This is a genomic window from Zunongwangia sp. SCSIO 43204 (assembly GCF_019904275.1).
GTDB lineage: Bacteria > Bacteroidota > Bacteroidia > Flavobacteriales > Flavobacteriaceae > Zunongwangia > Zunongwangia mangrovi.
In genome coordinates, this window is record NZ_CP063204.1 from 3269123 (window position 1) to 3293715 (window position 24593).

The 24593-nt window shown below is 35.3% G+C and carries 21 protein-coding genes; 15 read left to right on the forward strand and 6 right to left on the reverse strand.

What is annotated here, in order from left to right; all coding sequences use genetic code 11:
• Window positions 1-11 precede the first annotated feature (11 nt).
• Window positions 12-1868 (forward strand): T9SS type B sorting domain-containing protein, encoded by a 1857-nt coding sequence (locus tag INR75_RS14540; RefSeq protein ID WP_223089338.1) that lies wholly within the window; start codon window positions 12-14, stop codon window positions 1866-1868.
• A gap of 97 nt (window positions 1869-1965) precedes the next feature.
• On the opposite strand, the gene INR75_RS14545 is transcribed toward INR75_RS14540, so the two are convergent.
• Both INR75_RS14545 and INR75_RS14550 read right to left on the reverse strand, forming a co-directional pair.
• Window positions 1966-3096: a permease gene (locus INR75_RS14545; RefSeq protein ID WP_223089339.1), complete on the reverse strand. Its 1131-nt coding sequence runs from the start codon at window positions 3094-3096 to the stop codon at window positions 1966-1968.
• Window positions 3097-3099: 3 nt separating this feature from the next.
• Window positions 3100-4284, reverse strand: coding sequence for a histidinol-phosphate transaminase (locus INR75_RS14550; protein WP_223089340.1), 1185 nt, complete (start codon window positions 4282-4284; stop codon window positions 3100-3102).
• A gap of 422 nt (window positions 4285-4706) precedes the next feature.
• Here INR75_RS14550 and INR75_RS14555 point away from each other — a divergent pair, with 422 nt between their 5' ends.
• The gene (locus tag INR75_RS14555) at window positions 4707-5279 is read left to right on the forward strand and encodes a Crp/Fnr family transcriptional regulator (RefSeq protein WP_223089341.1); all 573 of its coding nucleotides are present in this window, start codon (window positions 4707-4709) and stop codon (window positions 5277-5279) included.
• Window positions 5280-5429: 150 nt separating this feature from the next.
• Window positions 5430-6530 carry an alkene reductase gene (locus tag INR75_RS14560; RefSeq protein WP_223089342.1) on the forward strand — a complete coding sequence of 367 codons (1101 nt, stop codon included), beginning with the start codon at window positions 5430-5432 and terminating at the stop codon, window positions 6528-6530.
• Between the two features lie 65 nt (window positions 6531-6595).
• On the opposite strand, the gene INR75_RS14565 is transcribed toward INR75_RS14560, so the two are convergent.
• The 4 genes from INR75_RS14565 to INR75_RS14580 all read right to left on the reverse strand — a co-directional run bounded on the left by INR75_RS14565 (window position 6596) and on the right by INR75_RS14580 (window position 10860).
• Window positions 6596-6901 carry a hypothetical protein gene (locus INR75_RS14565; RefSeq protein ID WP_084840729.1) on the reverse strand — a complete coding sequence of 102 codons (306 nt, stop codon included), beginning with the start codon at window positions 6899-6901 and terminating at the stop codon, window positions 6596-6598.
• A 350-nt stretch (window positions 6902-7251) separates the two neighbouring features.
• Entirely contained in the window at window positions 7252-8271 is a 1020-nt protein-coding gene (locus INR75_RS14570; RefSeq protein ID WP_223089343.1) for a zinc-binding alcohol dehydrogenase family protein, read from the reverse strand.
• A gap of 170 nt (window positions 8272-8441) precedes the next feature.
• Window positions 8442-9356 carry an AEC family transporter gene (locus tag INR75_RS14575; RefSeq protein WP_223089344.1) on the reverse strand — a complete coding sequence of 305 codons (915 nt, stop codon included), beginning with the start codon at window positions 9354-9356 and terminating at the stop codon, window positions 8442-8444.
• A complete protein-coding gene (locus INR75_RS14580) occupies window positions 9343-10860 on the reverse strand; it encodes an FAD/NAD(P)-binding protein (RefSeq protein WP_223089345.1) in 1518 nt (505 codons plus the stop codon). The genes INR75_RS14575 and INR75_RS14580 overlap by 14 nt, the downstream gene beginning before the upstream one ends.
• A 278-nt stretch (window positions 10861-11138) precedes the next feature.
• On the opposite strand from INR75_RS14580, the gene INR75_RS14585 reads away from it, so the two are divergent.
• The 12 genes from INR75_RS14585 to INR75_RS14640 all read left to right on the forward strand — a co-directional run bounded on the left by INR75_RS14585 (window position 11139) and on the right by INR75_RS14640 (window position 24542).
• Window positions 11139-13013: a M1 family metallopeptidase gene (locus INR75_RS14585; protein WP_223089346.1), complete on the forward strand. Its 1875-nt coding sequence runs from the start codon at window positions 11139-11141 to the stop codon at window positions 13011-13013.
• Window positions 13014-13138: 125 nt separating this feature from the next.
• Complete coding sequence (locus tag INR75_RS14590) at window positions 13139-14032, forward strand: LysR family transcriptional regulator (RefSeq protein ID WP_223089347.1); 894 nt, start codon at window positions 13139-13141, stop codon at window positions 14030-14032.
• A 72-nt stretch (window positions 14033-14104) separates the two neighbouring features.
• Complete coding sequence (locus INR75_RS14595) at window positions 14105-15034, forward strand: YeiH family protein (RefSeq protein ID WP_223089348.1); 930 nt, start codon at window positions 14105-14107, stop codon at window positions 15032-15034.
• 171 nt (window positions 15035-15205) lie between these two features.
• Complete coding sequence (locus INR75_RS14600) at window positions 15206-15667, forward strand: RpiB/LacA/LacB family sugar-phosphate isomerase (protein WP_223089349.1); 462 nt, start codon at window positions 15206-15208, stop codon at window positions 15665-15667.
• A gap of 26 nt (window positions 15668-15693) precedes the next feature.
• Entirely contained in the window at window positions 15694-17100 is a 1407-nt protein-coding gene (gene gndA / locus INR75_RS14605) for an NADP-dependent phosphogluconate dehydrogenase (RefSeq protein ID WP_223089350.1), read from the forward strand.
• 23 nt (window positions 17101-17123) lie between these two features.
• On the forward strand, window positions 17124-18650 hold the full coding sequence (gene zwf / locus INR75_RS14610) for a glucose-6-phosphate dehydrogenase (RefSeq protein WP_223089351.1): 1527 nt from the start codon (window positions 17124-17126) through the stop codon (window positions 18648-18650).
• On the forward strand, window positions 18644-19354 hold the full coding sequence (gene pgl / locus INR75_RS14615; RefSeq protein WP_223089352.1) for a 6-phosphogluconolactonase: 711 nt from the start codon (window positions 18644-18646) through the stop codon (window positions 19352-19354). Before zwf ends, pgl begins: the two co-directional genes overlap by 7 nt.
• Window positions 19355-19623: 269 nt before the next feature.
• A complete protein-coding gene (locus INR75_RS14620; RefSeq protein ID WP_223089353.1) occupies window positions 19624-20163 on the forward strand; it encodes an AraC family transcriptional regulator in 540 nt (179 codons plus the stop codon).
• A gap of 104 nt (window positions 20164-20267) precedes the next feature.
• Window positions 20268-20870 (forward strand): FMN-dependent NADH-azoreductase, encoded by a 603-nt coding sequence (locus INR75_RS14625; protein WP_223089354.1) that lies wholly within the window; start codon window positions 20268-20270, stop codon window positions 20868-20870.
• Between the two features lie 120 nt (window positions 20871-20990).
• Window positions 20991-21818, forward strand: coding sequence for a 4,5-DOPA dioxygenase extradiol (ygiD, locus tag INR75_RS14630; protein WP_223089355.1), 828 nt, complete (start codon window positions 20991-20993; stop codon window positions 21816-21818).
• Between the two features lie 294 nt (window positions 21819-22112).
• A complete protein-coding gene (locus INR75_RS14635) occupies window positions 22113-23138 on the forward strand; it encodes a glycosyltransferase family protein (protein WP_223089356.1) in 1026 nt (341 codons plus the stop codon).
• Entirely contained in the window at window positions 23139-24542 is a 1404-nt protein-coding gene (locus INR75_RS14640; protein ID WP_223089357.1) for a GH1 family beta-glucosidase, read from the forward strand.
• The last annotated feature ends 51 nt before the right edge of the window (window positions 24543-24593 follow it).

The window sequence follows — 24593 nt, forward strand, 5'->3', positions numbered from 1 at the left end:
ATCGTTTTAGTATGAAGCTCTCACTTACTTTTATTGTTCTCTTAATATCATATTCATCCTTTGCACAACTTGGTTTCTGTGATGGTAGTAAAGGTGACCCAATATTTCAATTTGATTTTTCAGGTTCAGGGCAATCATTTCAGCAATACACAAGTTATAATTTAGTATCTCAAAGTCCGGAAGATGGTTCCTATACAGTTTCTTCAAATTTGGATATCCAGAGTGATACCTGGCACAATTACTTTCCGCAGACAACCGAATCTAATGGAAATGCCATGATCGTAAATGCAAGTTACGAAGCGGGGTTATTTTTTGAAATTGAAATCCCAGACCTATGTGAAAACACCACCTACGAGTTTTCAGCATTTTTAATGAATATCTACGATCGTTCCAGTAATGTTTGTGAAAACGGTGGTATTCCTATAAATGTAAGATTTGAGATTTGGGACGAAACTGATACCGAATTGATTAATGGTGGCGATACAGGAGATATTGCCTCGACTACGAGTCCGCAGTGGGATCGATACGGACTTACTTTTCAAACAGAAGAGGGTCAGGAAAAAGTTATCCTTAAAATCTTTAATAATGGAGAAGGTGGCTGCGGAAATGACCTGGCGATCGATGACATTATTTTTAGATCTTGTGGTGATCTGACGGTGATCGAAAGTATGGAAACCGAAACTTCTGAAATAGGACTTTGTGAAGAAAATTCTCCGGAGACTTATACTTTAACCGCGACACCCGATAATGCAGTATATCAAGATCATTTTTATCAGTGGCAATCGCGATTGGAAGGAGAAGAATTCACAGATATTCCTGGAGCTACTAATCAAGAATATACCACTTCTAATATCACCGAAACAACGTACTATAGAGTAAAAGTTGCTGAAGACGCTGTTAATCTTAACAGTTCACTTTGTAGTTCTGCTTCAGCAGAATTCACAATTCGTTTTCTGCAAAGTCCAACACCTCCCACTGGCTCAAATTTAGAATGGTGCGATAATCTTGGGCCTGCTACCTTAACGGCTAATGCAACAGGTGAACAACAAATTGCCTGGTACGATGCAGAATTTGGTGGAAATAGAATAGGAGAGGGGACATCTTTTCAAACAGAAATAGCAGGCACCTATTATGCTGAAGCTTATTATGAAGATTATGATTGTGAAGTTAGCACACGTACGGCAATAATACTTACAATTAACCAAGCGCCAGTAGTAGAAGATGAAGTACTACAGATTTGCCTAGATGGCACATTAATTTTAGATGCCGCAATGCCCAATCTTAACTACAATTGGAGTACAGGAGAAACAACATCTCAAATCTTAATTGATAGTCCCGGAACTTATACGGTTGAATTAATTACTGCAGAATTATGTTCCAGTACCAAAACTTTTGAAGTTAGTCTTGTTGATGATGCTGAAATAGCTGAAGTAAATTCTAATGATCGAAGTGTTAGTATTATTCCGGAGAATGAAGGAGAATTTGAATATAGCTTAGACGGAATTAACTTTCAGCCATCTAATACTTTTCAGAATATTGAAGGCGGAATTTATACGGCCTTTATGAGAGATCTTGCCAATTGTAAGACGGTTAGTATGGAATTTCCACACATCGTGCTGCCGAAACTAATAACTCCAAACGGTGATGGTTATAACGATACTTTTCATTTAAATGGAGTCCAATATTTTCCAGCTTCTGTAATTGCTATTTTCGATCGGTATGGTAGCTTAATTACCACTGGAAATGGTGAAGGTTTCGAATGGGATGGAAGTTACCAAGGAAACCAACTACCTAAAGGTGACTACTGGTACAGAATTAAAATTGCAGATTTTGATGAGATAAAAGGGCATTTTTCGCTAATGCGCTAAAACAATCTTTAAGGTTTTTCAATACAATTCCTTAAACAAAAAAGACAGCCAAATATATGACCGTCTTTTTCTTCAAAATAGATTGGTTGGTTAAGCTTTAAGAAGTCTCACTAGTAGAAACTTCCATTTTTTCATTTAATAGTTCTTCTTTTTCAGTCGTCTTCACTTTTTTTTGAAGGAAAAATGGTAAACCGAAACCGGCTATAGTTAAAATTCCGCCTAAAAGGAAGATATTAGTTAGTTCAGCAAAGATATTTCCACTGGATAAAATTCCTAGAATTAATATCGTAGATAACGGAAATGACAATGCTAAAATGCTTACTGCAAAATTTGGATTAAACGTCTTTTTCTCTACATCTACTTCGGCTGCATCGACTGCTGAAATATGAGCAAATGGCCAAAAGCTACAAGCGCTTAATCCAAATGCCAACATCAATAATATATCATTCTGAATTGAAATTCCAGCGAACATAACCAATAAGCCGGTAATTAAGATCACAAAACCAGCTCTTAGCATTAAAACGCCTAAGATCTGTATCAGTTGATCTTTTTTAATGTTTACCGCTAAACCTATGTATAATAGTACAAGCGGTGTCATTAATAAACTAAGTCTGCTTAAAGTTTCACTAGCAAAAAATGGAAGTGAATCTAAATTCAATCCAAAACCTACCAGTAATAATGCAGCAGCAATAAATACATTCACCGGTTCAGAGATCATTGCAATCCCTAAAGACTTCAACTTTGCTTTTCCTGATTGTGCTTTTTTCTTTTGAACTTTGTAGTGCCAGTTCATAGCAACTACATAAAGTATCATTAAAACAAACACTTTATTACCCAGATCTGCCATTGCGGCTTTGGCTAAATACGAATCACCAAGATATTCCAAAACAAACGGAAAACAAGATAATCCTGGCGCCAAAGAAGGGATTAGCATTTTAGCAGTACGATAATTTGGGGTCTCTTTTTCTATTCCTAAAATTGGCAATAGCAAAGGAAATACATAAAATAAAAGTGCATTTAAGATTAAGGCCATTAAAGGAAGTAGAAGCAGGTCTGCTTCTACTTTGATTCCTAAAAGAGCAATAAAGATCGTTGCTGGTAAAGCAAGATTTAAAATGATCTTTTTTATACCAACAACCTCTGCTTTTGTACTAAATTTTACCTTTAAAAGTAATCCAATACCAATAAATAGGATAAACGTAATGGTTTTTTGTAGACTTACATCCATAGACTAAACCAAAATTTCATCTATTGCGTCTGTAAAATATTTCATTTCTTTCATGGTTCCCATACTTACACGGCACCAATCCTGATCCCAGAATTTAAATGCTCTAACCACAACTTTTTTCTCATAGATCTTTTCCAGGAATTTGTCACCATCCATATCTATTGGGAAAATTACAAAGTTGGTATTAGATGGCATATAATCCATCCCGCGACTTTCTAAATATGAAGTGGTATAATCACGGGCCTCTTCTATCTTAGCTTTACATTCTGTAAGATATGCTTCGTCCTTCATACTGGCTGAAGCTGCTGCGATACTTGGCCCGGTGATTCCCATACCACCACGAGTAATATCGTTAATTTCCTTGAGCGACTTCTCATTTCCTAACATGTATCCAACTCGTAAGCCAGCCATACCATGAATTTTAGAAAATGTTCTGGCTACATATACATCGTAACCTTCTGCAACAAGCGGAGCCATACTCGCGTTAAGTCCTTCTGGAGAAAGTTCTATATAAGCTTCGTCGATAAATACCGGTACTTTTTTAGAAACACGTTTACAGAAGTCTTTAAGATCTTCAGTGTTTGTCATCGTTGCAGTTGGATTGTTTGGATTGGTGATATAAACAAGTTTAGTATCCTTATCTATAGCTTCTTCCATGGCCTTCAGATCATGCTGGTAATCATCGGTTAGTTTTACTGCTTTCCAATTTCCACCGGCAGCTTTGGCAACACTAACTAAAGACATATAACTAGGATCACCGCTTACAACATTTCCGCCATGCTGAAATTTTACAAGTGCAGTTTTTTCTAAAAGGTCAGAGGATCCCGGTCCCATCATCACGTTAGAAGGCTTAACACCTTCATATTCTGAAATTTGGCCAACTAATTCTCCTAAAGAACCCCAGGAATAATGATTTCCTTCCATAACAGCTTCCTGAAATGCTTTCGCTGCCAATTTAGATGGTCCATGAGGATTTTCATTCCAAACTAATCTCGCTTTTACCGTCTTTAGATCTGGAAATCTTGGAGGAGTATATTCATCAAAAGTATTACTGTAGTTATATAAAAACTTATTGTTTTCAGATTGAGCCTCGGCAACTGTTTTTGCCCAAAGGTCTGTAGGTGCAACAGCAACAGCTCCCATTGCTAATGCGCCTCTTTTAAGCCATTCTCTTCTATTTAAACTCATTTTAAGTGGTGTTTGCGTTAGACTTTAAAAATAAAGATTAACACAATATTAAGCAATGGTAAAAAATTAAAAATGAGTATACATGAATCCTAATTTAGTAATTATTTGACATTTTATTAAGATTATTGAAAAACAGTGATTTTTATATGAGGAACCGGAAAGCGGTTCATTAACCATAACAGTTAATTATCACATGATCAAGAATTGCAAAAATAATGCGATAACTATATTGCGAAATGGATTAAATTCAAGTTGAAATCGTACATTATAGTATTTAATCTTCAGCTAAATAAATTGAGTCAATTTTAGAACTAGTAACTTCAGCAAACAGAACATAAAAACCTCATATTATTCAAATTGAAGTAAAGTAAGATTTGAAGTTTTAGAACGACTATCTTATTCGTTATAAAATTCCCTTTTTTATGCAACAGAAAATTCTTGACCACGTTTCTAAAATAATTGACCTCTCCGATGAAGAGAAAGCCGAATTTTTAAGCATTTTAAGTCCGGTGAAATTATCAAAACGTGAATATTTGATAAAAAGTGGTGAATTTGTGCATCATAATTTCTTTGTCGTTAAAGGTTGCTTACGCTCCTTTTATCGAGACGATCAGGAAAATGAAGCAAATTTGCAATTTGCGATGGAGGATTGGTGGATTAGTGATTATGAGGCTTTAAGTGAAGGTATTCCAGCAAGGCTTAATGTAGAATGTCTTGAAGATTGCGAGCTGCTGGCAATTCATCGTGATGCACAGGAAGAATTATATCGCAGAATCCCAAAATTTGAACGCTTTTTTAGAATTAAAGTTATGAATTCTTTTATCGCTTTACGTTGCAGAATAATGTCTAGTCTGCAAAAAAGTAGTAAGGAGCGTTATTTAGAATTCTATGATCGCTTTCCAGAACTTGAAAATAGAATAGCAAATTACCACATCGCTAATTATTTGGGGATTAAACCAGAAAGCTTAAGTAGAATACGAAAAGAGCTTATTTAGCTTAACAATTTTTAACAGGCAATGCTAACATATATCAATGTTCTTTTAGGCAGTTATACCTTAATTTTGTTGGCAAGGGAAAAAAATTGATAAAAAAGGAATCGATCACAGAACCTCGTTTTGTGGTTTTAATCAAAGAAAAAGAAAATTATGAGTAAACAACCGCTTTTAACCGATTATAATTTAAATGGATTAAAATTACCTAATCGTGTAGTGATGGCGCCCATGACACGTAGCCGTGCAGATAACCCAGAAAATGCGCCACGCGAAGATTTTGAAGCTGAATATTATGCTCTAAGAGCTTCCGCAGGATTAATTATTTCTGAAGGTTCTCCTATTAGTGACGAAGCGATTGGTTATGTAAATGTACCAGGAATTTATAAACCAGCTCAGATTGAAGGCTGGAAAAAAGTGACTGAAAAAGTACATGAAAAAAATGGACGAATTTTTATCCAATTATGGCATGTAGGCAGAATGTCCCATCCAGATTTTCATAATGGAGAAAAACCATTAGCACCTTCAGCAATAAATCCAAATGCACAATCGTATACTCCAGAAGGTTTTAAAGATACCGTAACTCCAAAAGAAATGACGATCGCTGAAATTAAGCAAACGATCGAAGATTTTAAAAACGGAGCTAAAAATGCAATGGAAGCTGGTTTTGATGGTGTAGAGATTCATTCTTCTAATGGTTATCTTTTACACCAGTTTTTCAACGGAACATCAAATACCAGAACCGATGAATACGGCGGATCCATAGAGAATCGAGCAAAGATTCTTTTTGAAGTGATCGATGCGATAAAGCAAGTTATGCCAGAACAGAAAATAGGTTTACGTTTAAATCCGTCCTTAGATGGCCCATTTGGGATGACAATGGATAAAGAAACGATCCCAACATTCGATTATATCGTAAATAAGTTAAATGAATACGATTTGGCTTATGTTCATTTATCTGAACCCTTTACAGATGTTTCTGATAATGAATTTGCCGTTTCTGAAATCGCAAAGCATTACCGACCATTATATAAAGGAACTTTAATTATAAATGCCGGTTTCGATCAGGAAAAAGGAAATAAAGTAATTGAAGAAGGAAATGCCGATCTTGTAGCCTACGGAAAACCTTACATCTCTAATCCAGATCTTGTAGAAAGATTTGAAAAAGGTGTTGAATTAACCGATTGGGACGAAGATACTTTTTATGTACCTGGCAAGAAAGGATACTTAGATTATCCAGTTAAAGCAAGAGACTAAAAAGACTTTATATAAAACAAAATCCCTGTATTAAACAGGGATTTTGTTTTAGCTTTTATAGATCTTTAATTTTCTACTTTTACTGTGGCTTTTTCTTCTAATGGTTTAGCATCTTTATTAAGCACATATTGCGGAGCTTTGTTTAGTGCAATAAATGCTTCTTCAGAATATATTTTGGCGCCAAAACTTTTAGCTTCTTCGATCACTAATTCATCTGCATTTTTCCCTGTAATTAAAATCCCCGTTTTTGTAGACATTTTTTGTTCAACTTCTACATCCCATTCTTCTAATTGCTCTTTAATTTCAAGCTTATGTTCTTTATGCAATTTTCCATCAATCAGCACTTTTTGACCTTTAAACTCTTCGGCCATAGTTTTTTGTTTTTTAGACTTTATTTTATTCTGTTTGTCTGATAAGTGATTAAACACTAAAAATGAGACAAATAGGAAAATTAAGATGTAGGTTGCGATAATCATGGTTTGGGGAGTCATAGCTAGTAGTTAGTGGTTAGTTTGTTTTAAAATTGTATCTGTCTACTTACGTTTTCTATTATAGTTTGGTTTTAAATATTTCAATTATTTTCTGGCACTAAATTATATATAGATTCTTCCAATATCATGCTAAAAAGAAGGTTTAAGTAATTTTTAACCCATTTCTTAAAAAGTATAAAAAAAGGATTTCATTGCTGAAATCCTTTCAATCATCTGTAATTTATACCGGTTTAAGCTATAAAACTAATAACGTTTTTTCCTATAGATTTACCACTTTCCTGCAACTCATGTACCTCTCTAAACACCTGAGTATCTAATCCTTCGAAAGTTTTGCTGATTGTAGTTTTTAAACTTCCTTCTTGAAAAAGCAGGCGTAGTTCTTCAAGAATCTTATGCTGCGAAATCATGTCTTCTGTTTTAAATAAAGACCTTGTAAACATAAATTCCCAATGAAAAGCTGCACTTTTATTTTTTAATTTATTTAAGTCTAATGGGTTCTTATTTTCTACGATCGAACAAATATGTCCTTGTGGTTTTATAAGATTTGCCATAGCATCCCAGTGCATATCGGTATCATAAAAGTTAAGAATATAATCTACATTTTCAATATTAGCCTTTTTCATTTCGTTTTCTAGATCGTGATGATTTACGATTACATCGGCTCCCATTTCTTTGCACCATTTGCTGGTTGCTTCTCTAGATGCGGTCGCTATAACTTCAATATTAGTTAATTTTTTGGCGATTTGTATTCCAATAGATCCAACGCCACCTGCACCACCAATGATCAATAGTTTTTTGTTATTTTCTCCATTTTTCTGAAGTCTTAAACGATCAAATATAGCTTCCCAGGCAGTAATCGCGGTTAATGGCATTGCTGCAGCTTCCTCGAATGAAAAATTTGAAGGTTTATGGCCGGCAATTCTTGAATCTATAAGCTGAAATTCGGCATTACAGCCCGGTCTTTTATATTCTCCGGAATAATAAACTTCATCTCCAACCTTAAAATTAGAAACTTCACTACCCACAGCTTCCACGACCCCTGCAGCATCCCAACCTAGTACCTTTGGCTCATCTAATTCAGTGTTTTTGGCTGCATTTTGACGGACTTTATAATCTACCGGATTTACAGAAACCGCATGAATTTTAACCAAAAGATCTTTAGCTTCTGGCATTGGTTTTTCGGTTTCAAAAGAGATAAAACAATTTTTATCGTCTACAGGTAAAGATTTTGTGATTCCTATAGCTTTCATAATTTTTTGATTTTTTCTGAAATTAATATTTGCCTTTTTCACGGCAAAAACTTTTACATTAATTTAAATCATCGAAGTATATTCAGAAATAATATTCCAGGTTTCGATTTATTTTCTCATTACAATCAGTGATATCGTGATATCAAAGAGAACAATTCTTCAGAAATGATCTAAGCGAATATTAAGGCGCCAATTGGCACTAAAATCATCGAGATCACCATAGAAAATACGATGAGTAAAGCCGCCTGTTTCTCCTGGGATTTTAAAAATGATGCAAAAACGGCCAAATTCGCTGCGATTGGGAAAAGCGGAATTAAAGCCATTACCTGTCGTTGTTCTTTTTCTAATCCATCTACAAGCCAATATTCGAGTCCCATTAAAGCAGCGGTGATTAATATGGCTGATATTGATCGTATTCCCAGCACTTTAGAGTAATATCCCCAGTTTAGAGATTTAAATTTAATATTTGTCAAATTCATACCAATAATAAGCATTCCCATTACAGAAACTACGGTCCCCATCATGTCAACTACGGGTTTTACAGCTTCTGGTGTTTCCACTTTAAAACCTTTTAAAATCAAAGCTAAAATGATGATATAAATAAAAGGAACCTTCAAAACTTCGATTATCGCCTGTTTGGTAGAAAACTTTGACTTCGCCACTTGGATGTAACCAATAATATTGCCGTAGAGCGCCGTACCAACGTAAATACATATCAATGTAGTTACCGCATCATCACCAAAAAGTGACTTGACGGTAGGAATCCCGAAGAAGGCCACATTAAAATAAGAGAACCCGCTTTTTAAGATATTGATATTCCCCGAATTATCTACGGTTTTATCGACCAACATGGCCGGAAAGATCATTAAAAATGCCAGCAAAAATGAAATTATCGCTAAGATCACCAAATTTGAAAAGCCTGCGTCCAATACATGATCAATCACCAAAATTGGTAATAAAACAAATAAAAGCGGCTTATGAATCCAGGATTTTGGGATCCATTCACGCTTACTTATTAAATAGCCAATAGGGATACAACATAAATAGGGAAGTAAACTTATATAAAGATCCTTAAATGTGCCCATTAGTAGTGGTTTTAAATATTATTTCTGAAGCTAATCTTGCGATCGTTTTTACATTAAACCAAACGGCATTTACGTTCATTAGCATTCCGTTTACCAAATGTCCTACCGCATAAATGTGAGTACCTCCATTTTCTGAAATACACTGCATCGTATGAGGATTAATAACAGTTCCACCAATAGGGTGTGGTTTTAAATAATCTTTCTTGAGTAAATTTTGAACCAGAATATTATCCATCTGTTCTAATTTACCGGCACTTCCAGTAGCATTAACCAATTTATCGATCTTAAAAACGCCATCGTTTCCGGTAGTGATCTCGAAGCAATTTTCATCATCCAGAAACTCAACTTTATTATTCTGCGGAATAATTTGCAACTGACCCTCTTTCATAAGCTTAGCCAATCTTTTTGCGTTGTGAAGCGGAATCGCATGCCGGGTGATCGTCCAATGTCTTCCCAGCCATTTTGTGAATATAATCTGCTCATGCAAGCTCATCCAACTCCATATTGTAGAAGTATCGTAGCGCATCGAGTAGGCCATATTCGATACATTATCGCCACCCTTTTCGGCTACTTCAATATCATATTCAAGTAACGGAAGCTGATCTTTAGAATCTCGGTTTAGGGATTTCCAGTCGATAGATTTTCCTTCGGCTTTTTCAACATCTTTGATAAACAATCTAAACAATTCTTTTGCTCTAGGCGTATGTCCTTTATCACGCTTAAGTTTATGTAAATTGGCAAGCGTAAGAAATTTTCTTTCAAAACCATTACTTTCATCGGGCTGAACTCTTGGCAACATTCCATCTGGAGAGAACATGGTGATCTTTCCTTTGTGTCCGTTATCTACCAGGCTCATTACTGTATCAATAGCACTTAAACTGGTTCCTAAAACTCCAACATGATCGTTTTTACCGGTATTTTCCAGCAATCTTTCTGTTGGCCATGGAAAATCTATATAATGCTTATTATCTCTAAATTGCTTAAAGATATTCGGCTTTGGGGTTCCTGGCGCCAATAAAACTTCATCAACTTCAGCAGAGCTATTATTGGTTAAATGAATTACTAATTTTTCATTTTCTAAACGCTCAATATCATAAGCTTCAGCCTCAATTCTTTCTACCTTAATATTGTTCTCGGCGGCTTTCTTGATATTTTCGTCAAGCTGTTCAGCAACATAATGACCATAGAACAATCTGCTGGTGTAGGCATTATCTTCGTTACTTTCACTTTTTACATCGCTTCGATATTTACCGCCGTGTTCTTTAAGCCATTCTGCAAAATGTGCCGGTTCGTTGGCGTAAATTCCCATAAGATCGGCCTGGGTATTTAAAATATGTGTACGTTGTTTAGATCCAAACGCTAATCCATATCCTGCTTTTTCTCTTCGTTCTATAAATACGAACGAAACTTCTTTTTCTAATTTGGCAGTTCTACTCTGAATTAGAAGCTCAATCAAAGCTGCAGATCCACAGGCGCCACCACCAATAATGGCAATTTTTTTCATTTCTTTTTCTCGCTTTTTTGGTAATTTAATCAATAGCCTAGGAGCAATAAAATTATTAACTTAATTTAAAGAAAGGTTGAAGTGTGCAGAATTAATAGTGGTTTCAAGACTTTTGAAATTCGATAAAATTGAACAACACTTTTTATTGATAAATCCGAAAAAAACAACCTGCTAAATCGATAATCCTGCATTTAACATTAGTTTGAATGAAAAGATTTTAATAAAGGGATGAATTCAATTTTATACTATTATTTTAGGCAAAAAATAATTGAATTTTAATGAGAAAATCCCTTATAGCAGGATGTTTGGCTTCTCTTTTTACGGGAAGCTTTTCTTTTGGACAAGAATTATATGTTCCAAGAGATGTAAAAAAAGCATATGAGAACGAAACAAGAAGTGAAAGCGGTAAACCTGGCAAAAATTACTGGCAAAATTCGGCAAAATATAAGATTGATCTTCAGGTAAATCCTCCAAGCCGTACAGTAAAAGGTTCCGAAGAAATTATCTATACTAATAATAGTCCGAATACTTTAAATTCCCTAAATTTTAAATTAATTCTGAATAATCACAAACCTGGTGCAGCAAGATTGGGACAGGCTTCTGAAGATTATATGACAAACGGAATCGAAATTGATTCCTATTCAGAAAATGGTACCAAAAAGGAATGGAATTCCAAGAACGATGGTACCAATAAAATGATAAAGCTGGATACGCCATTGCAACCGGGCGAAAAAATAAACTTAAGTATCGACTGGCATTTTGACGTTTCTAAGCAAAGTGGGAGAGAAGGCGCTATTTTAGAAAACACCTTTTTTCTGGCTTATTTTTATCCGCGCGTGGCTGTTTACGACGATTATATGGGTTGGGACACCATGACTTTCTTCGGAATGCAGGAATTTTATAACGATTTTAATGATTATGAAATTAGCGTAAATGTTCCTGAAGGTTTTATCGTTTGGTCTACCGGAGATCTATTAAATGCTGAAGAAGTTCTTCAGAAAAAATATGCGAAAAAACTTGAAAAATCGATGGAAAGCGATGAAGTGATTCGCATCGCCACTCCAGAAGATCTTAAGAAAAAAGAAATTACCAAAGACGGCAACAACACCTGGAAATGGAAAGCTTCTAATATTACCGATATTGCGATTGCTATTAGTAACGAGTATAATTGGGATGCTGCAAGTGTTGTGGTAGATTCTACTTCTAATCGTCGCGTAAGTGTGCAGGCGGCCTATGATAATGTTTCTGAAGATTTTCACCAAATGGTTAACTATGGACAACATGCTTTAAACTGGTTTTCGCATCACTATCCTGGGATCGCTTATCCTTATTCAAAATCTACTTTGGTAAGAGGTCATGGCGATATGGAATATCCAATGATGGTTAACGATAATTCTCATGGAGAGCCAGAATTGGCGCGTTTCGTGGCTGAACATGAAATTGCACATACTTATTTTCCATTTTATATGGGAACTAACGAGACCAGGTTTGGTTTTATGGACGAAGGTTGGGCTACAACTTTAGAACATCTAATTGGGATCGAGGATATTGGAGAAGAAAATGCTATTGAAAGTTTTAAAAATTTTAGAGTCCAGAGATGGATCAACGATGATAATATGGAACAAGATGTACCTATTATCACACCATCTAATATTTTAAGCGGACCTGTATATCGTAATAATTCTTACGGAAAAGCAGCACTTGGCTACCTTGCATTAAAAGATATTTTAGGGGACGAGCTTTTCAAAAAAGCTTTACAGGGATATATGGATCGTTGGAATGGAAAACATCCAATTCCGTGGGATTTCTTTTATAGCATCAATGATATTTCTGGAAAAGACCTTAACTGGTTTTGGGATAATTGGTATTTTAAACCCAACCATATTGATTTTGAAATTAAAAAGGTAACACAAAATGATAATTCTGTTGAAGTTTTAGTTTTCAATATTGGTGGAATGCCGGCTCCTTTTGATGTAAAACTGACTTTTGCTGACGGAAGTTCAAAAAGCATTCATCAAAAATCTACAATTTGGGAAAATGCTGAAGATGAATTTTCAATACAAATTGAAACAGATAAACAAGTTGAAGCGGTAACACTAGAAGGTGGTATTTGGATGGATGCTACTCCTGAAAATAATACCTGGAAAAAATAACCAGTTTCAGTTTACTAGATTTAAAAAAATAGCTCTCGATATTGTATAAAATTGGGAGCTATTTTTTTGTAATAATTTCTAATAACAAATTCGTTTTCCAAACATTATTATTACATTTGATTATAATGTTTGATTTTAAACTACAGGTTTTTCAAAGTGTGGCATCACGGCTTAGTTTTTCTAAAGCAGCCGAAGATCTTCATATCACGCAACCAGCGGTTACAAGGCATATTCGGCAAATTGAGGCTCATTTTAACCAAAAGCTCTTTAAAAGAAAAGGAAATAGCATAGCATTAACTGAGGCAGGGAGGCTTTTACTTTCGCATAGCAAACTTATTTTTCAGCAATATGAGAAAGCCGAATTCGATATGAATTCGCTTATCGATAAAAATGAAGGAAATCTTAGAATTGCGGCCAGTACCACGATCGCACAATATATTTTACCTGAAGTTTTAGCAAAATTCCATCAAAAATTCCCCAAAATCAGGATTCATTTATTGAATATGAATACCGAGAAGGTAGAAAAATCTGTGATGAATAATTCGGTTGAACTTGGTTTTATTGAAGGGCAATCTAAAAACAGGGAATTATCCTATCAGCCATTTTTGCAGGACGAGATTGTGCTGGTGGTAGATAAATCGCATCCTTTAGCCAAACAAAACCAGATATCTATTTCAGAATTAAAAGATATTCCGCTTGTTTTACGAGAAAGAGGATCGGGAACTCGGGAAGTGATCTTAAAAGCTTTTCAGCATGAAAATGTAAAAATGGAAGAGCTAAATATCGAATTAGAGCTTGGAAGTTCAGAAAGTATAAAATCTTACCTATCTAATGGCCATAGCGGTAGTTTTTTAAGTATCAATACAGTTTTAAAAGAATTGAAGCATGGCGATCTTTATATTGTTGATATCGAAAATCTACAAATTAAGCGTGAATTCTTTTTTATTCAACAGCAGGGACATCATTCTAAACTGAATGCTGTCTATTTAAAATTTCTACAACATCATTATAACTTTTAGTTATATGGTATAATAATTTATCATTTGATTTGGAACTAGACTGAAACTACTTTTGAAGTATAAATTCAGTTTATGAAACCTGCAATTACTTCAGTATTATTTGTACTTCTTTGCCTGGCCTGTTTGCTTCCGGTGGTGAATCCTCCTATAGCATTGGCTGCAGGAATTGTTTTTGCGCAATTTTTTCAGAATCCATTTCAGCAAAAAACACAAACTAGTATTAATTGGTTGCTGAAATTATCGGTTATAGGGCTTGGTTTTGGTATGAATATCGACAAAGCTCTAGCTGCAGGAAAAGACGGATTTTTATTCACCATTATATCGATTAGTTTAACCATCGGCCTAGGAATTTTAATCGGTAAAATCTTTAAAATCGATCAAAAAATAGCCAAACTTATAAGTTCTGGAACTGCTATTTGCGGCGGAAGCGCCATTGCCGCCATTTCTCCAATAATTAAAGCCGATGCGAAACAAATTTCTATTGCCATCGGGAGTGTTTTCTTATTAAATAGTCTGGCATTATTTCTTTTTCCGGTTTTAGGCCATTATTTTAATATGAGTCAGCATCAATTTGGAATCTGGAGTGCGATTGCCATTCACGATACCAGCTCTGTTGTTGGGGCAGCACAGGTTTATGGAAATGAAGCTTTAGAAATTGCAACCACTGTAAAATTAGCCAGAGCTTTATGGATCTTACCGGTTTCTGTTTTATTCGCGATAAGCAACCATACCGAATTAAAGAAGATCAAGATTCCATATTTTATTGGCCTATTTATTTTAGCGATTATAGCCAATACATATATCCCAAACATAGAATTTGTGGCGCCAGGCATAGTTTCAGTTTCTAAAATGGGATTAACGCTGGTATTGTTTTTAATTGGGAGCACTTTAAACTATAAAAGCTTTATCCAGGTAGGAATAAAACCGGTAATATTAGCTGTTTTTATATGGATCTTTATCAGTATCGTTTCGCTAATTGGTGTACTACAACTTATAAATTGAGGCTAAAAACATCGAAAATCGATATTTAGTGTAGCACAATTTTCTAAAATGCTGGTATAACTTAGACATTTCAAAGGTTTTAGTATTTTTATAAGGTTTTGTCTTGCCGCCATACAGATTTAATTAGTTAATTTTATCGTTCAAAATGATTAAAACCAAAAGATTTACTTCATGAAAATCGGAATTGCTGCAGATCATGCCGGCTTAGAACAAAAAGGAAAGTTGCTTGAACTCTTAAAAGAAAAGAATTTCGATATAGAAGATTTTGGTGCCTATAAATATCAAGGCGACGACGATTATCCAGATATTGTTTCTCCATTAGCAAAAGCTTTAAGCGAAAAGAAAATAGACAGAGCCATCGCAGTTTGTGGTAGCGGTGTTGGTGTTTCTATCGCTGCCAATAAATTTCCCGGTGTTCGCGCAGCTTTAATTTCTGAAACTTATTCGGCACATCAGGGAGTTGAACATGACGACATGAATATGCTTTGCGTTGGTGGGAGAGTGTTGGGAACATCACTTATTTTAGAAATCATTTTGGCCTTTTTGAATGCTGAATTTCAGAAAGACGAACGTTTTGTAAGACGACTGAATAAAGTCTTAGATATAGAAAAAGAGTACTTTAAATTAAATTAGAATAGTTAAGAACCTAAAACTGAATCATGAAAGAATTCGATTTTGGAATTGTTGGACTTGGAGTAATGGGTAGAAACCTATTGCTTAACATGGCCGACCATAAATTTTCTGTAGCCGGGCTGGATCTAGACCCCGAAAAAGCTGCATCTCTGGAAAAAGAAGCTTCAGAAGAGCACACTATAAAAGGAACAACCTCTGCCGAAGAATTTTGCGGACTAATTCGTAAACCAAGAGCAATTATGTTATTGGTTCCTGCGGGTAAACCTGTAGATTCGGCTATCGCATCGCTTTTACCGTATTTAGAAGAAGGTGATGTATTGGTAGATGGTGGTAACTCCTATTTCCCAGATACCAATCGTCGTGTGGATGAACTTGCTGAAAAAGGAATTCATTTCTTCGGAATGGGAATCTCTGGTGGTGAAAAAGGAGCTCGTTTTGGCCCAAGTATGATGCCAGGTGGAAATGCTGAAGCATACGAAAGACTTCGCCCTATTTTTGAAGCTGTAGCTGCAAAAGTAAATGGTGAACCTTGTGTAACTTATCTAGGAAAAGGATCTGCAGGAAACTACGTGAAAATGGTTCATAATGGTATCGAGTATGCAATTATGCAACTTATTGCTGAAGTTTATGATCTGTTAAAAAGAGGATACGGAGTAGAAGATGCTAAAATTCAGCAATTATTCGAAAAATGGAACAATTCAGAATTAGCTTCTTTCTTAGTTGAAATTACGGCAGGAATCCTTAAAAAAGAAGACGAAGTTACCGGTAAAGGTATTTTACTAAATTATATCTCAGACGCTGCAAAAGCTAAAGGAACTGGTAAGTGGACATCACAAAATGCGATGGACATCCAGGCGCCAATCCCGGCAATTAATGCTGCGGTAGAAATGAGAGATATTTCAAAATATAAAGAAGAACGCGTACAGGCTTCAAAAAGCTTGAAATGGACAGATGTTTCAGAAACTTCAGAAGAAGAAATTTTTGCTGAATTAACTGATGCCTTCTATTTTGCCATGATTAATATTTATGCTCAGGGATTAGCACAGCTAACTTTCGCCTCTAAAGAGTATGATTATGGATTAAACCTTGAAGAAGTTGCTAAGATCTGGCGAGGTGGTTGTATTATTAGAGCGGCCTGTTTAGAAGATTTTAGACAAGCCTATAGCAAATCTCCAGAACTACCTAACCTGTTATTAGACGAAACTTTAGGTAAAGCTTTAGAAGAAAAACAAGCTGCTGCACGTAAGGTGGTTAAAACCTTTATCGACAAAGGAATCCCGGCTTCAGTATTTACTTCTACAGTTTCTTATTTTGATTCTTACAGAAGTGAAATTTTACCAACAAACCTTATCCAGGCACAAAGAGATTTCTTTGGAGCGCATAAATATGAGCGTAACGATAAGGAAGGTATTTTTCATACTGAATGGAATTAAGCCTCAATTAATTTAAAATTAAAATGAAGACAGAAAAGAAAGCGGCCCCAACGATCATTGTTATATTTGGTGGAACAGGAGATCTTGCCAGCCGTAAATTAATCCCTGCGTTTTACAATCTTTATATCGATGATCGAATGGCAGATAATTTTGCCATTTTTGGATTAGGAAGATCAGATTTTGATGATGCTTCGTATAGAAAGGATTTATATAAAAAATTAAAAGAATTTTCTCGTCGTGATCCAGATGCAAAAGTTTGGAAGAAATTCGAGGAATCGATACACTACTTTAAATCTGATATTACCAACGAAAAGTCTTACCAGGATTTACATTCTAAATTAGAAAGCCTGGATAAAGAATGGGGAGAACGCGCTAATAGATTATTCTATCTTTCGGTATCTCCTAAGTTCATTGATGATATTACAGCCAATTTAAAAAGTCAGAAATTAGTACAGGAACTAGAAAAAGACCGTTTGGTGATCGAAAAGCCATTTGGTTACGACCTGGAATCTTCAATTGAATTAAACAAATTGCTTCAGCGAACTTTCGATGAGAAGCAAATTTTTAGGATCGATCATTATTTAGGTAAAGAAACGGTTCAGAATATTTTGGCTTTCCGATTTGGAAATGCGTTGTTCGAACCACTTTGGAATCGAAATTATATTGATTACGTACAGATCACTGTTGCTGAAAAAGTTGGAGTAGGTTCTCGTGGCGGTTATTATGAAGGCTCTGGAGCGCTTCGTGATATGATCCAAAATCACTTGTTACAGATCTTATGTATGGTGGCTATGGAAGCTCCAATTTCTGCAGATGCTGAAGAAATTAGAAATCGTAAAGTTGAAGTTTTACGAGCAATTCGTAGAATTAAGCCAGACGAAGTAAGCAAAAATGCAGTTAGAGGTCAGTATAGCGAAGGATGGGTAGAAGGAGAAAAAGTTCCCGGTTACCGTGAAGAAGACGGGGTAAGTGAGACTTCTAATACAGAAACTTATGCCGCAATTAAGTTCTTTATCGACAACTGGCGTTGGCAAAACGTACCGTTCTATTTAAGAACCGGTAAGCGTATGCAGGAAAAAAGTTCTTCAATCACAATTCAGTTTAGACCAGTGCCGCATGCAGCGTTTCCTGGAGAACAGTCAAACAATATCATGCCTAATAAACTAACGATCAATTTGCAGCCGCAAATGGATATCAGGTTACGTTTTATGACGAAAAAACCAGGATTAGAAATGAACCTTAATCCGTCTGAAATGGTATTTGATTACGACAGCTGTTCAACACATACTCCAGAAGCTTATGAGACCTTATTGCTAGACGCCATGTTAGGTGACACTACCTTATTTATGCGATCTGACCAGGTGGAAGAAGCATGGGATGTGATTAAAACAGTTCAGGAAGCCTGGGATAGCAGGGAATCTATTAATTTCCCTAATTATCAGGCAGGAGGTTATGGCCCTGAAAGTGCTGAAGCATTGATCGCACAACAAGGTCATGTTTGGTCTATAAATGTACCAGGTAAAAAAGAAAAGAAACAAGAGGAATGTTAAATATCTATCAAACCAAGGAAGAAGCAAGTCGAGCTGCTGCTCAGCATTTTATAGAACGCGCTAAATTAGCAATCGAAGCAAAAGCTAAATTTACCGTTGCGCTAACCGGAGGATCTTCTCCGGCTGGAATGTACGATTTGCTTACAACAGAATTTAAAGACCAGGTAGACTGGGATAAGATCTTTATCTTTTGGGGAGACGAAAGATGGGTTCCTATCGAAGATGATCGTAGTAATGCCGGTAATGCATTTAAGGATTTTCTAAATAAGGTAGCTATACCAAATGAGCAGATCTTCCCGATGTATAAGGATGGAATCTCTGCCGAAGATTATGCAAAGGAATATTCTGCAATTTTAGACCAGGTCTTAGAAGATGGTACAACCTTCGACCTTATCTTTTTAGGTATGGGTGACGATGGACATACAGCATCTTTATTTCCTGGAGAAGAGATTATTCATGAGAAAGAGAAAAAAGTAGATGCTTATTTCTTAAAACCACAGGATATGTACAGAATTACATTAACTGCACCTTTATTAAATTCAGCTAAAAGCGTTGCGTTTATTGCTTTTGGAGCTAAAAAAGCAGATGCACTTTTTGAAGTTATTAAAGGAGAAAAGAACATTGAAAAATATCCTTCTCAGATCATCGATCCTAAGGGAGAATTAATGTGGTATGTAGACAAAGAAGCTGCCGCCAGAATATAGAATTTCAGTGTTAAATTTATATTTACAAAAAACCCGGACTATCATCTAGTTCGGGTTTTTATATTCTCTAACCAATACCACTATTTTTATCCGTTTATTTATTGAGTTAATAAAAAATCGATAAAAAGTAAACAAATAAGATATATGGCATTACAATTGCATTTGATATTTACAAATACTTAATGTAATAGAGAAATTTTAAATTTTTTAGCCGTAGCGTTTCTACACCCTACTATTAACGAAGGCTTTTAGATAAAACAATCGCAATTATGAGTTTGTTCATGTCTTATATCGTTGGCTTCGTTCTAATTATAAGTCTGGGAATATTCGCTATTTCCGGGCCAACACTTGTTTTCTTCATTTTATTTCCACTTTTTTTAATTATGATTTGTAATAGTGGAGTTCTTAGCCAAAACGAAAGCACACCTTCCCAGGAACATTATATCGATGCTAACACAGCTATAGAATATTCTCGTCTACTAGATAAGATCATGCGACGTGAAAAATTCTATCTTATTCAAAATTTAAGAATCGATGAAATTAGTAAACATTTAATGCTAACTCCAAAAGAGTTGGATTATATTATTAACCAGGCAAAGCATAAAACTTTTAATCAATATCTGAACGATCTAAGAGTATTGGAAGTCAAAGAAATGATTAATATTCCAGAGTATGAAGATTGCGATCTTAAGTGTCTTGCCGAGGCCTGTGGTTTTAGTGATTTTAAAGATTTCGAGAATGCCCTTTTTCGGGTGCTTCATACCAATTCAGAAGATTTTAAAGAACAATATTTAGAGCACGAAGCTTAAACAACTAACCTAAATGTTAGTAGTAACATAAGGTGAAGTAGCCGGTGTCATAGCTTATTTGTTCGTATATTTGTATATACAAATGTTAGTTTAAATTAAATCTTATGAAAAAAATACTTCATGTAATCTCAACCCTTAATGGCCAGAATTCCTACAGCATGGCTTTAAGTAATAAAATCTTAGATCAACTTTCTAAAGAGTATCCAGAAAGTGAGGTTGTAGAGAGAAATCTTGTAGCTCAGGATTTCCCACATATTACTGAAGATAAATGGCAGGCCATCATTACTCCTGAAGAAAATAGAACTGAAGCACAAAAAGAAACGATCGCTATCCAGGATAAAGTGATCCAGGAAGTTTTTGATGCTGATATTCTGGTAATTGGAGCACCTTTATATAACTTTGGGATTCCTTCTCAATTAAAAGCCTGGATCGATCACCTGGCTAAAACAGGAACAACTTTTAAATATACCGAAGAAGGTCCACAAGGATTAGTAACCGGTAAAAAAGTATATATCGCAATGAGCTCTGGCGGAGTTTATTCTGAAAACCCAGCCTACGATTTTGTTTCAGATTACCTTATTAAAGTATTTGGTTTCCTTGGAATGACAGACGTAGAATTGATTAGAGTGGAAGGAATTGCTATACCAGAATTACGTGATGGAGCACTAGATAAAGCTGAAAAACAATTAGCTGAATCTCTAGCTTAGTTACCACCGAAAGAAAAAGAAAAATTATATAATAAGCCTTTCGGTTGATATCCGGAAGGCTTTTTTATGCTACTCGCTTGTTATTTCAGGAATAAAAAGAATACTTAAATTAATTGAATCATGAATTTATCAGATCTTCAGAACATTTCCACTGGCTTTAAAAGCACTCCTAAAATGCCAACTCTATTCTTTGGTCATGGTAGCCCAATGAATGCGATAGAGGAAAATGAATTTGTAGCAAATTGGCGTAAAGTTGCTGCAAGTTTACCTAAACCCAATGCTATTTTATGTATTTCAGCACACTGGATCACAAGAGGAACTGCAATAACTGCTATGGCGCAGCCAAGAACTATTCACGATTTTGGAGGTTTTCCGCAGGAATTATTTAATGTGCACTACCCGGCCAAAGGGAATCCTGAATTAGCCGAAGCTACAGCCAATTTAATTACCAGCGAAAGTATTCATTTAGATCATCAATGGGGTTTAGATCATGGGGCGTGGAGTGTTATACGCCATTTATATCCAGAGGCAGATATTCCAGTCGTTCAGCTAAGTTTAGACGCCTATAAAAGTCCGCAAGAACATTATAAACTCGCAAAAGAACTCGCGATCCTTAGGAGAAAGGGAATTCTAATTATTGGCAGCGGTAATATTGTACACAATCTTCGTCGTATTGATTGGCCAAATATGAATAAGATCGACCATGCCTTCGATTGGGCTAGGGAAGCCGATAATAAGATCAAGAAACTCATCCTGACTAAAGATCATAATTCACTTCAGAATTATCATCATTTAGGAGCTGCAGTAAATCTTGCCGTACCAACATCAGATCATTATTTGCCGCTACTGTACACTTTAGCCCTACAGGAAGACAAAGATGAATTGGAGTTTTTTAATGATAAAGCAGTTGGTGGATCTTTAACTATGACCTCTTTAAAACTTAACTAGTTTATATTCATTAAAAAAACAAGCATTCTTAACCTTAAATCTGCACTTATTTAAAAAACACATAACTTACTTTAAATCATAAGTATATAATTTTAAGAGTTGTAAATACTTTAAGTATAAGCTTATGGTTAAGAAAGCTATTTTTAAAACTAAGTCCGGTAAAAACAACTATTTAAAAGATGGTTTTCAGAAATTATTGGTGGCGGTTTTTGTGCAAAGAAGATTAAGTGCGATGATTTCCCCTTTTATTCTGAAAGAAAAAAATCATCCCCATTTCTTTAGAATTTCGCATTAATGAAAATACTTTATGCGATTCAGGGAACTGGTAATGGTCATCTTAGTCGTGCTCTGGAAATTATCCCCATTTTACAGAAAAAGGGGCATCTGGATCTTTTAGTTAGTGGTACACAAGGTGATCTAAAACTTCCTTACGACGTAAAATATCAGTTAAAAGGACTAAGTTTTATCTTCGGAAAAAAAGGCGGAGTAGATATTTGGAACACTTATCGTAAAAACCGAATGAAAAGGCTTTATAACGAAATTAAAAGCATTCCTGTTAAGGAATATGACCTTGTAATCAACGATTTTGAACCTGTTACCGCCTGGGCTTGTGCTATGGCAAAGAAAAATTGTTTCGGTTTAAGTCATCAGTCGGCGGTGCTTCACCCTTTAGCTCCAAAACCTTTAAAAGAAGATTGGCTAGGCTTAAAAATTCTAAAACAATATGCGCCGTGCAGCTTTAGTTACGGTTTTCATTTTAAAGCTTTTGATGATCGTATTTTTACTCCGGTTATAAGGTCTGAAATTCGGCAGCTTCAGCCAGAAAAATTAGATCATTACACGGTGTATCTTCCGTCTTATTCAGATCAAAAATTGCTAAAGTTATTCAGCAGTTTTCCTCAATTCAGATTCGAAATATTTTCAAAGCATTTTAAAAAGGCTTCAGAAATCGCCAATATTGTCATTAAGCCGGTAAATAATAACGATTTTATTGAAAGCCTAAGAAGTTGTAGCGGAGTAATTTGCGGTGCGGGTTTCGAAACACCTGCTGAAGCTTTATTTCTGAAGAAAAAACTATTAGTAGTGCCTATGAAAGGTCAGTTTGAACAGCAATGTAATGCCGCCATGCTTAAAACAATGGGAATTACGGTGCTAAAAAACCTAAAAAAGAAACATTATCCTAAAATTGAGAAGTGGCTTTTAAAAGATGAAATCATAGAAGTGAATTTTCCAGATGAAACCGAAATGATTATCGATAAGTTAATCGCTGTTGCTTTACAAGAGCAAAATACTACAGTTACTAATACTGAAATTGTATAAATGGAGGATAATTTTTTTTCTGACTTAAAAAGAAGCGATTTTGGCGAAAACTTTATTTGGGGCACCTCTACAGCTGCATTTCAGATAGAAGGGAGTCCGTTTGCCGATGGTAAAAAAGCTTCAATTTGGGATGAATTTTCTCATAAAAAAGGAAAAATTTATAAAGGCCAGAATGCCGATATTGCTTGTGATTTTTATAATCGGTACGTCGAAGATTTACGCTTAATGAAATCGATGAATATTAAGCATTTTCGATTTTCATTTTCTTGGTCTCGCATTTTACCCGATGGAACTGGAAAAATAAATGAAGCTGGGCTCAATTTTTACGATCGTTTGATCGACCAATGTTTGGCCTTGGGAATTACACCCTGGGTTACGCTGTATCATTGGGATTTACCACAGGCGCTGGAAGAAAAAGGTGGCTGGACCAATAGAGAAATTATAAACTGGTTTAGTGAATATGTAAAAGTTTGCGTTTCTAGATTTGGCGACCGTGTAAAGAACTGGATGGTTTTAAATGAACCTTTAGTTTTCTTGGGAGCAGGGCATTTTTTAGGAATTCATGCGCCGGGTAGGAGAGGAGTAAAGAATTTTATACCTGCAATGCACCATGCTTCGCTTTGCCAGGCCATTGGCGGGAGAATTTTACGCGATTTTGATGAAAATCTAAATATCGGTACTACTTTTTCCTGTTCTTATATTGAAGCTTTTCGCGACCGTGAAAAAGATTACAAAGCAGCAAATAGGGTCGATTGCCTGGTAAACAGATTGTTTTTAGAGCTTAGTTTAGGCTATGGATATCCTTTTGAGGAATTAGCATTTTTAAAAAGAGTTGAAAAATATTATAAAGCTGAAGACGATGATTTACTTCAGTTTGAATTCGATTTTATTGGAATACAAAACTACACTAGAGAAATTGTAAAAAATGCCTGGTGGATCCCATATTTACAGGCTACAAATGTAAAAGCTGAAAAAAGAAATTTACAAACTACAGATATGGGTTGGGAAATTTATTCTGACGGACTTTTTCATCTTCTTAAAAAATACGATGCCTATCCAGGTGTAAAAAATATTCTAGTATCTGAAAATGGTGCAGCATTTCCAGATCAGCTAATTAATGGACAGGTAAAAGATGAAGAAAGAAAGCAATATCTTCAGCAATATATCGCAGTCACTCTGAAGGCCAAAAATCAAGGCGTAAATGTAAATGGCTATTTTGTATGGAGCTTTACCGATAATTTTGAATGGGCCGAAGGTTATCGTCCTAGATTTGGCTTGGTTTATATCGATTATGAACGCCAGCAACGCATTATCAAAAACTCTGGTTTGTGGTATCGTGATTTTTTAAAAACTACATCAATCCAAAAAAGAACTAATTACCAATCGATTAGCTTTAAATCATAAAATATCATCTAAAACTTAACTTTAGCATCAGTTTTATTTAATATCAGGGTA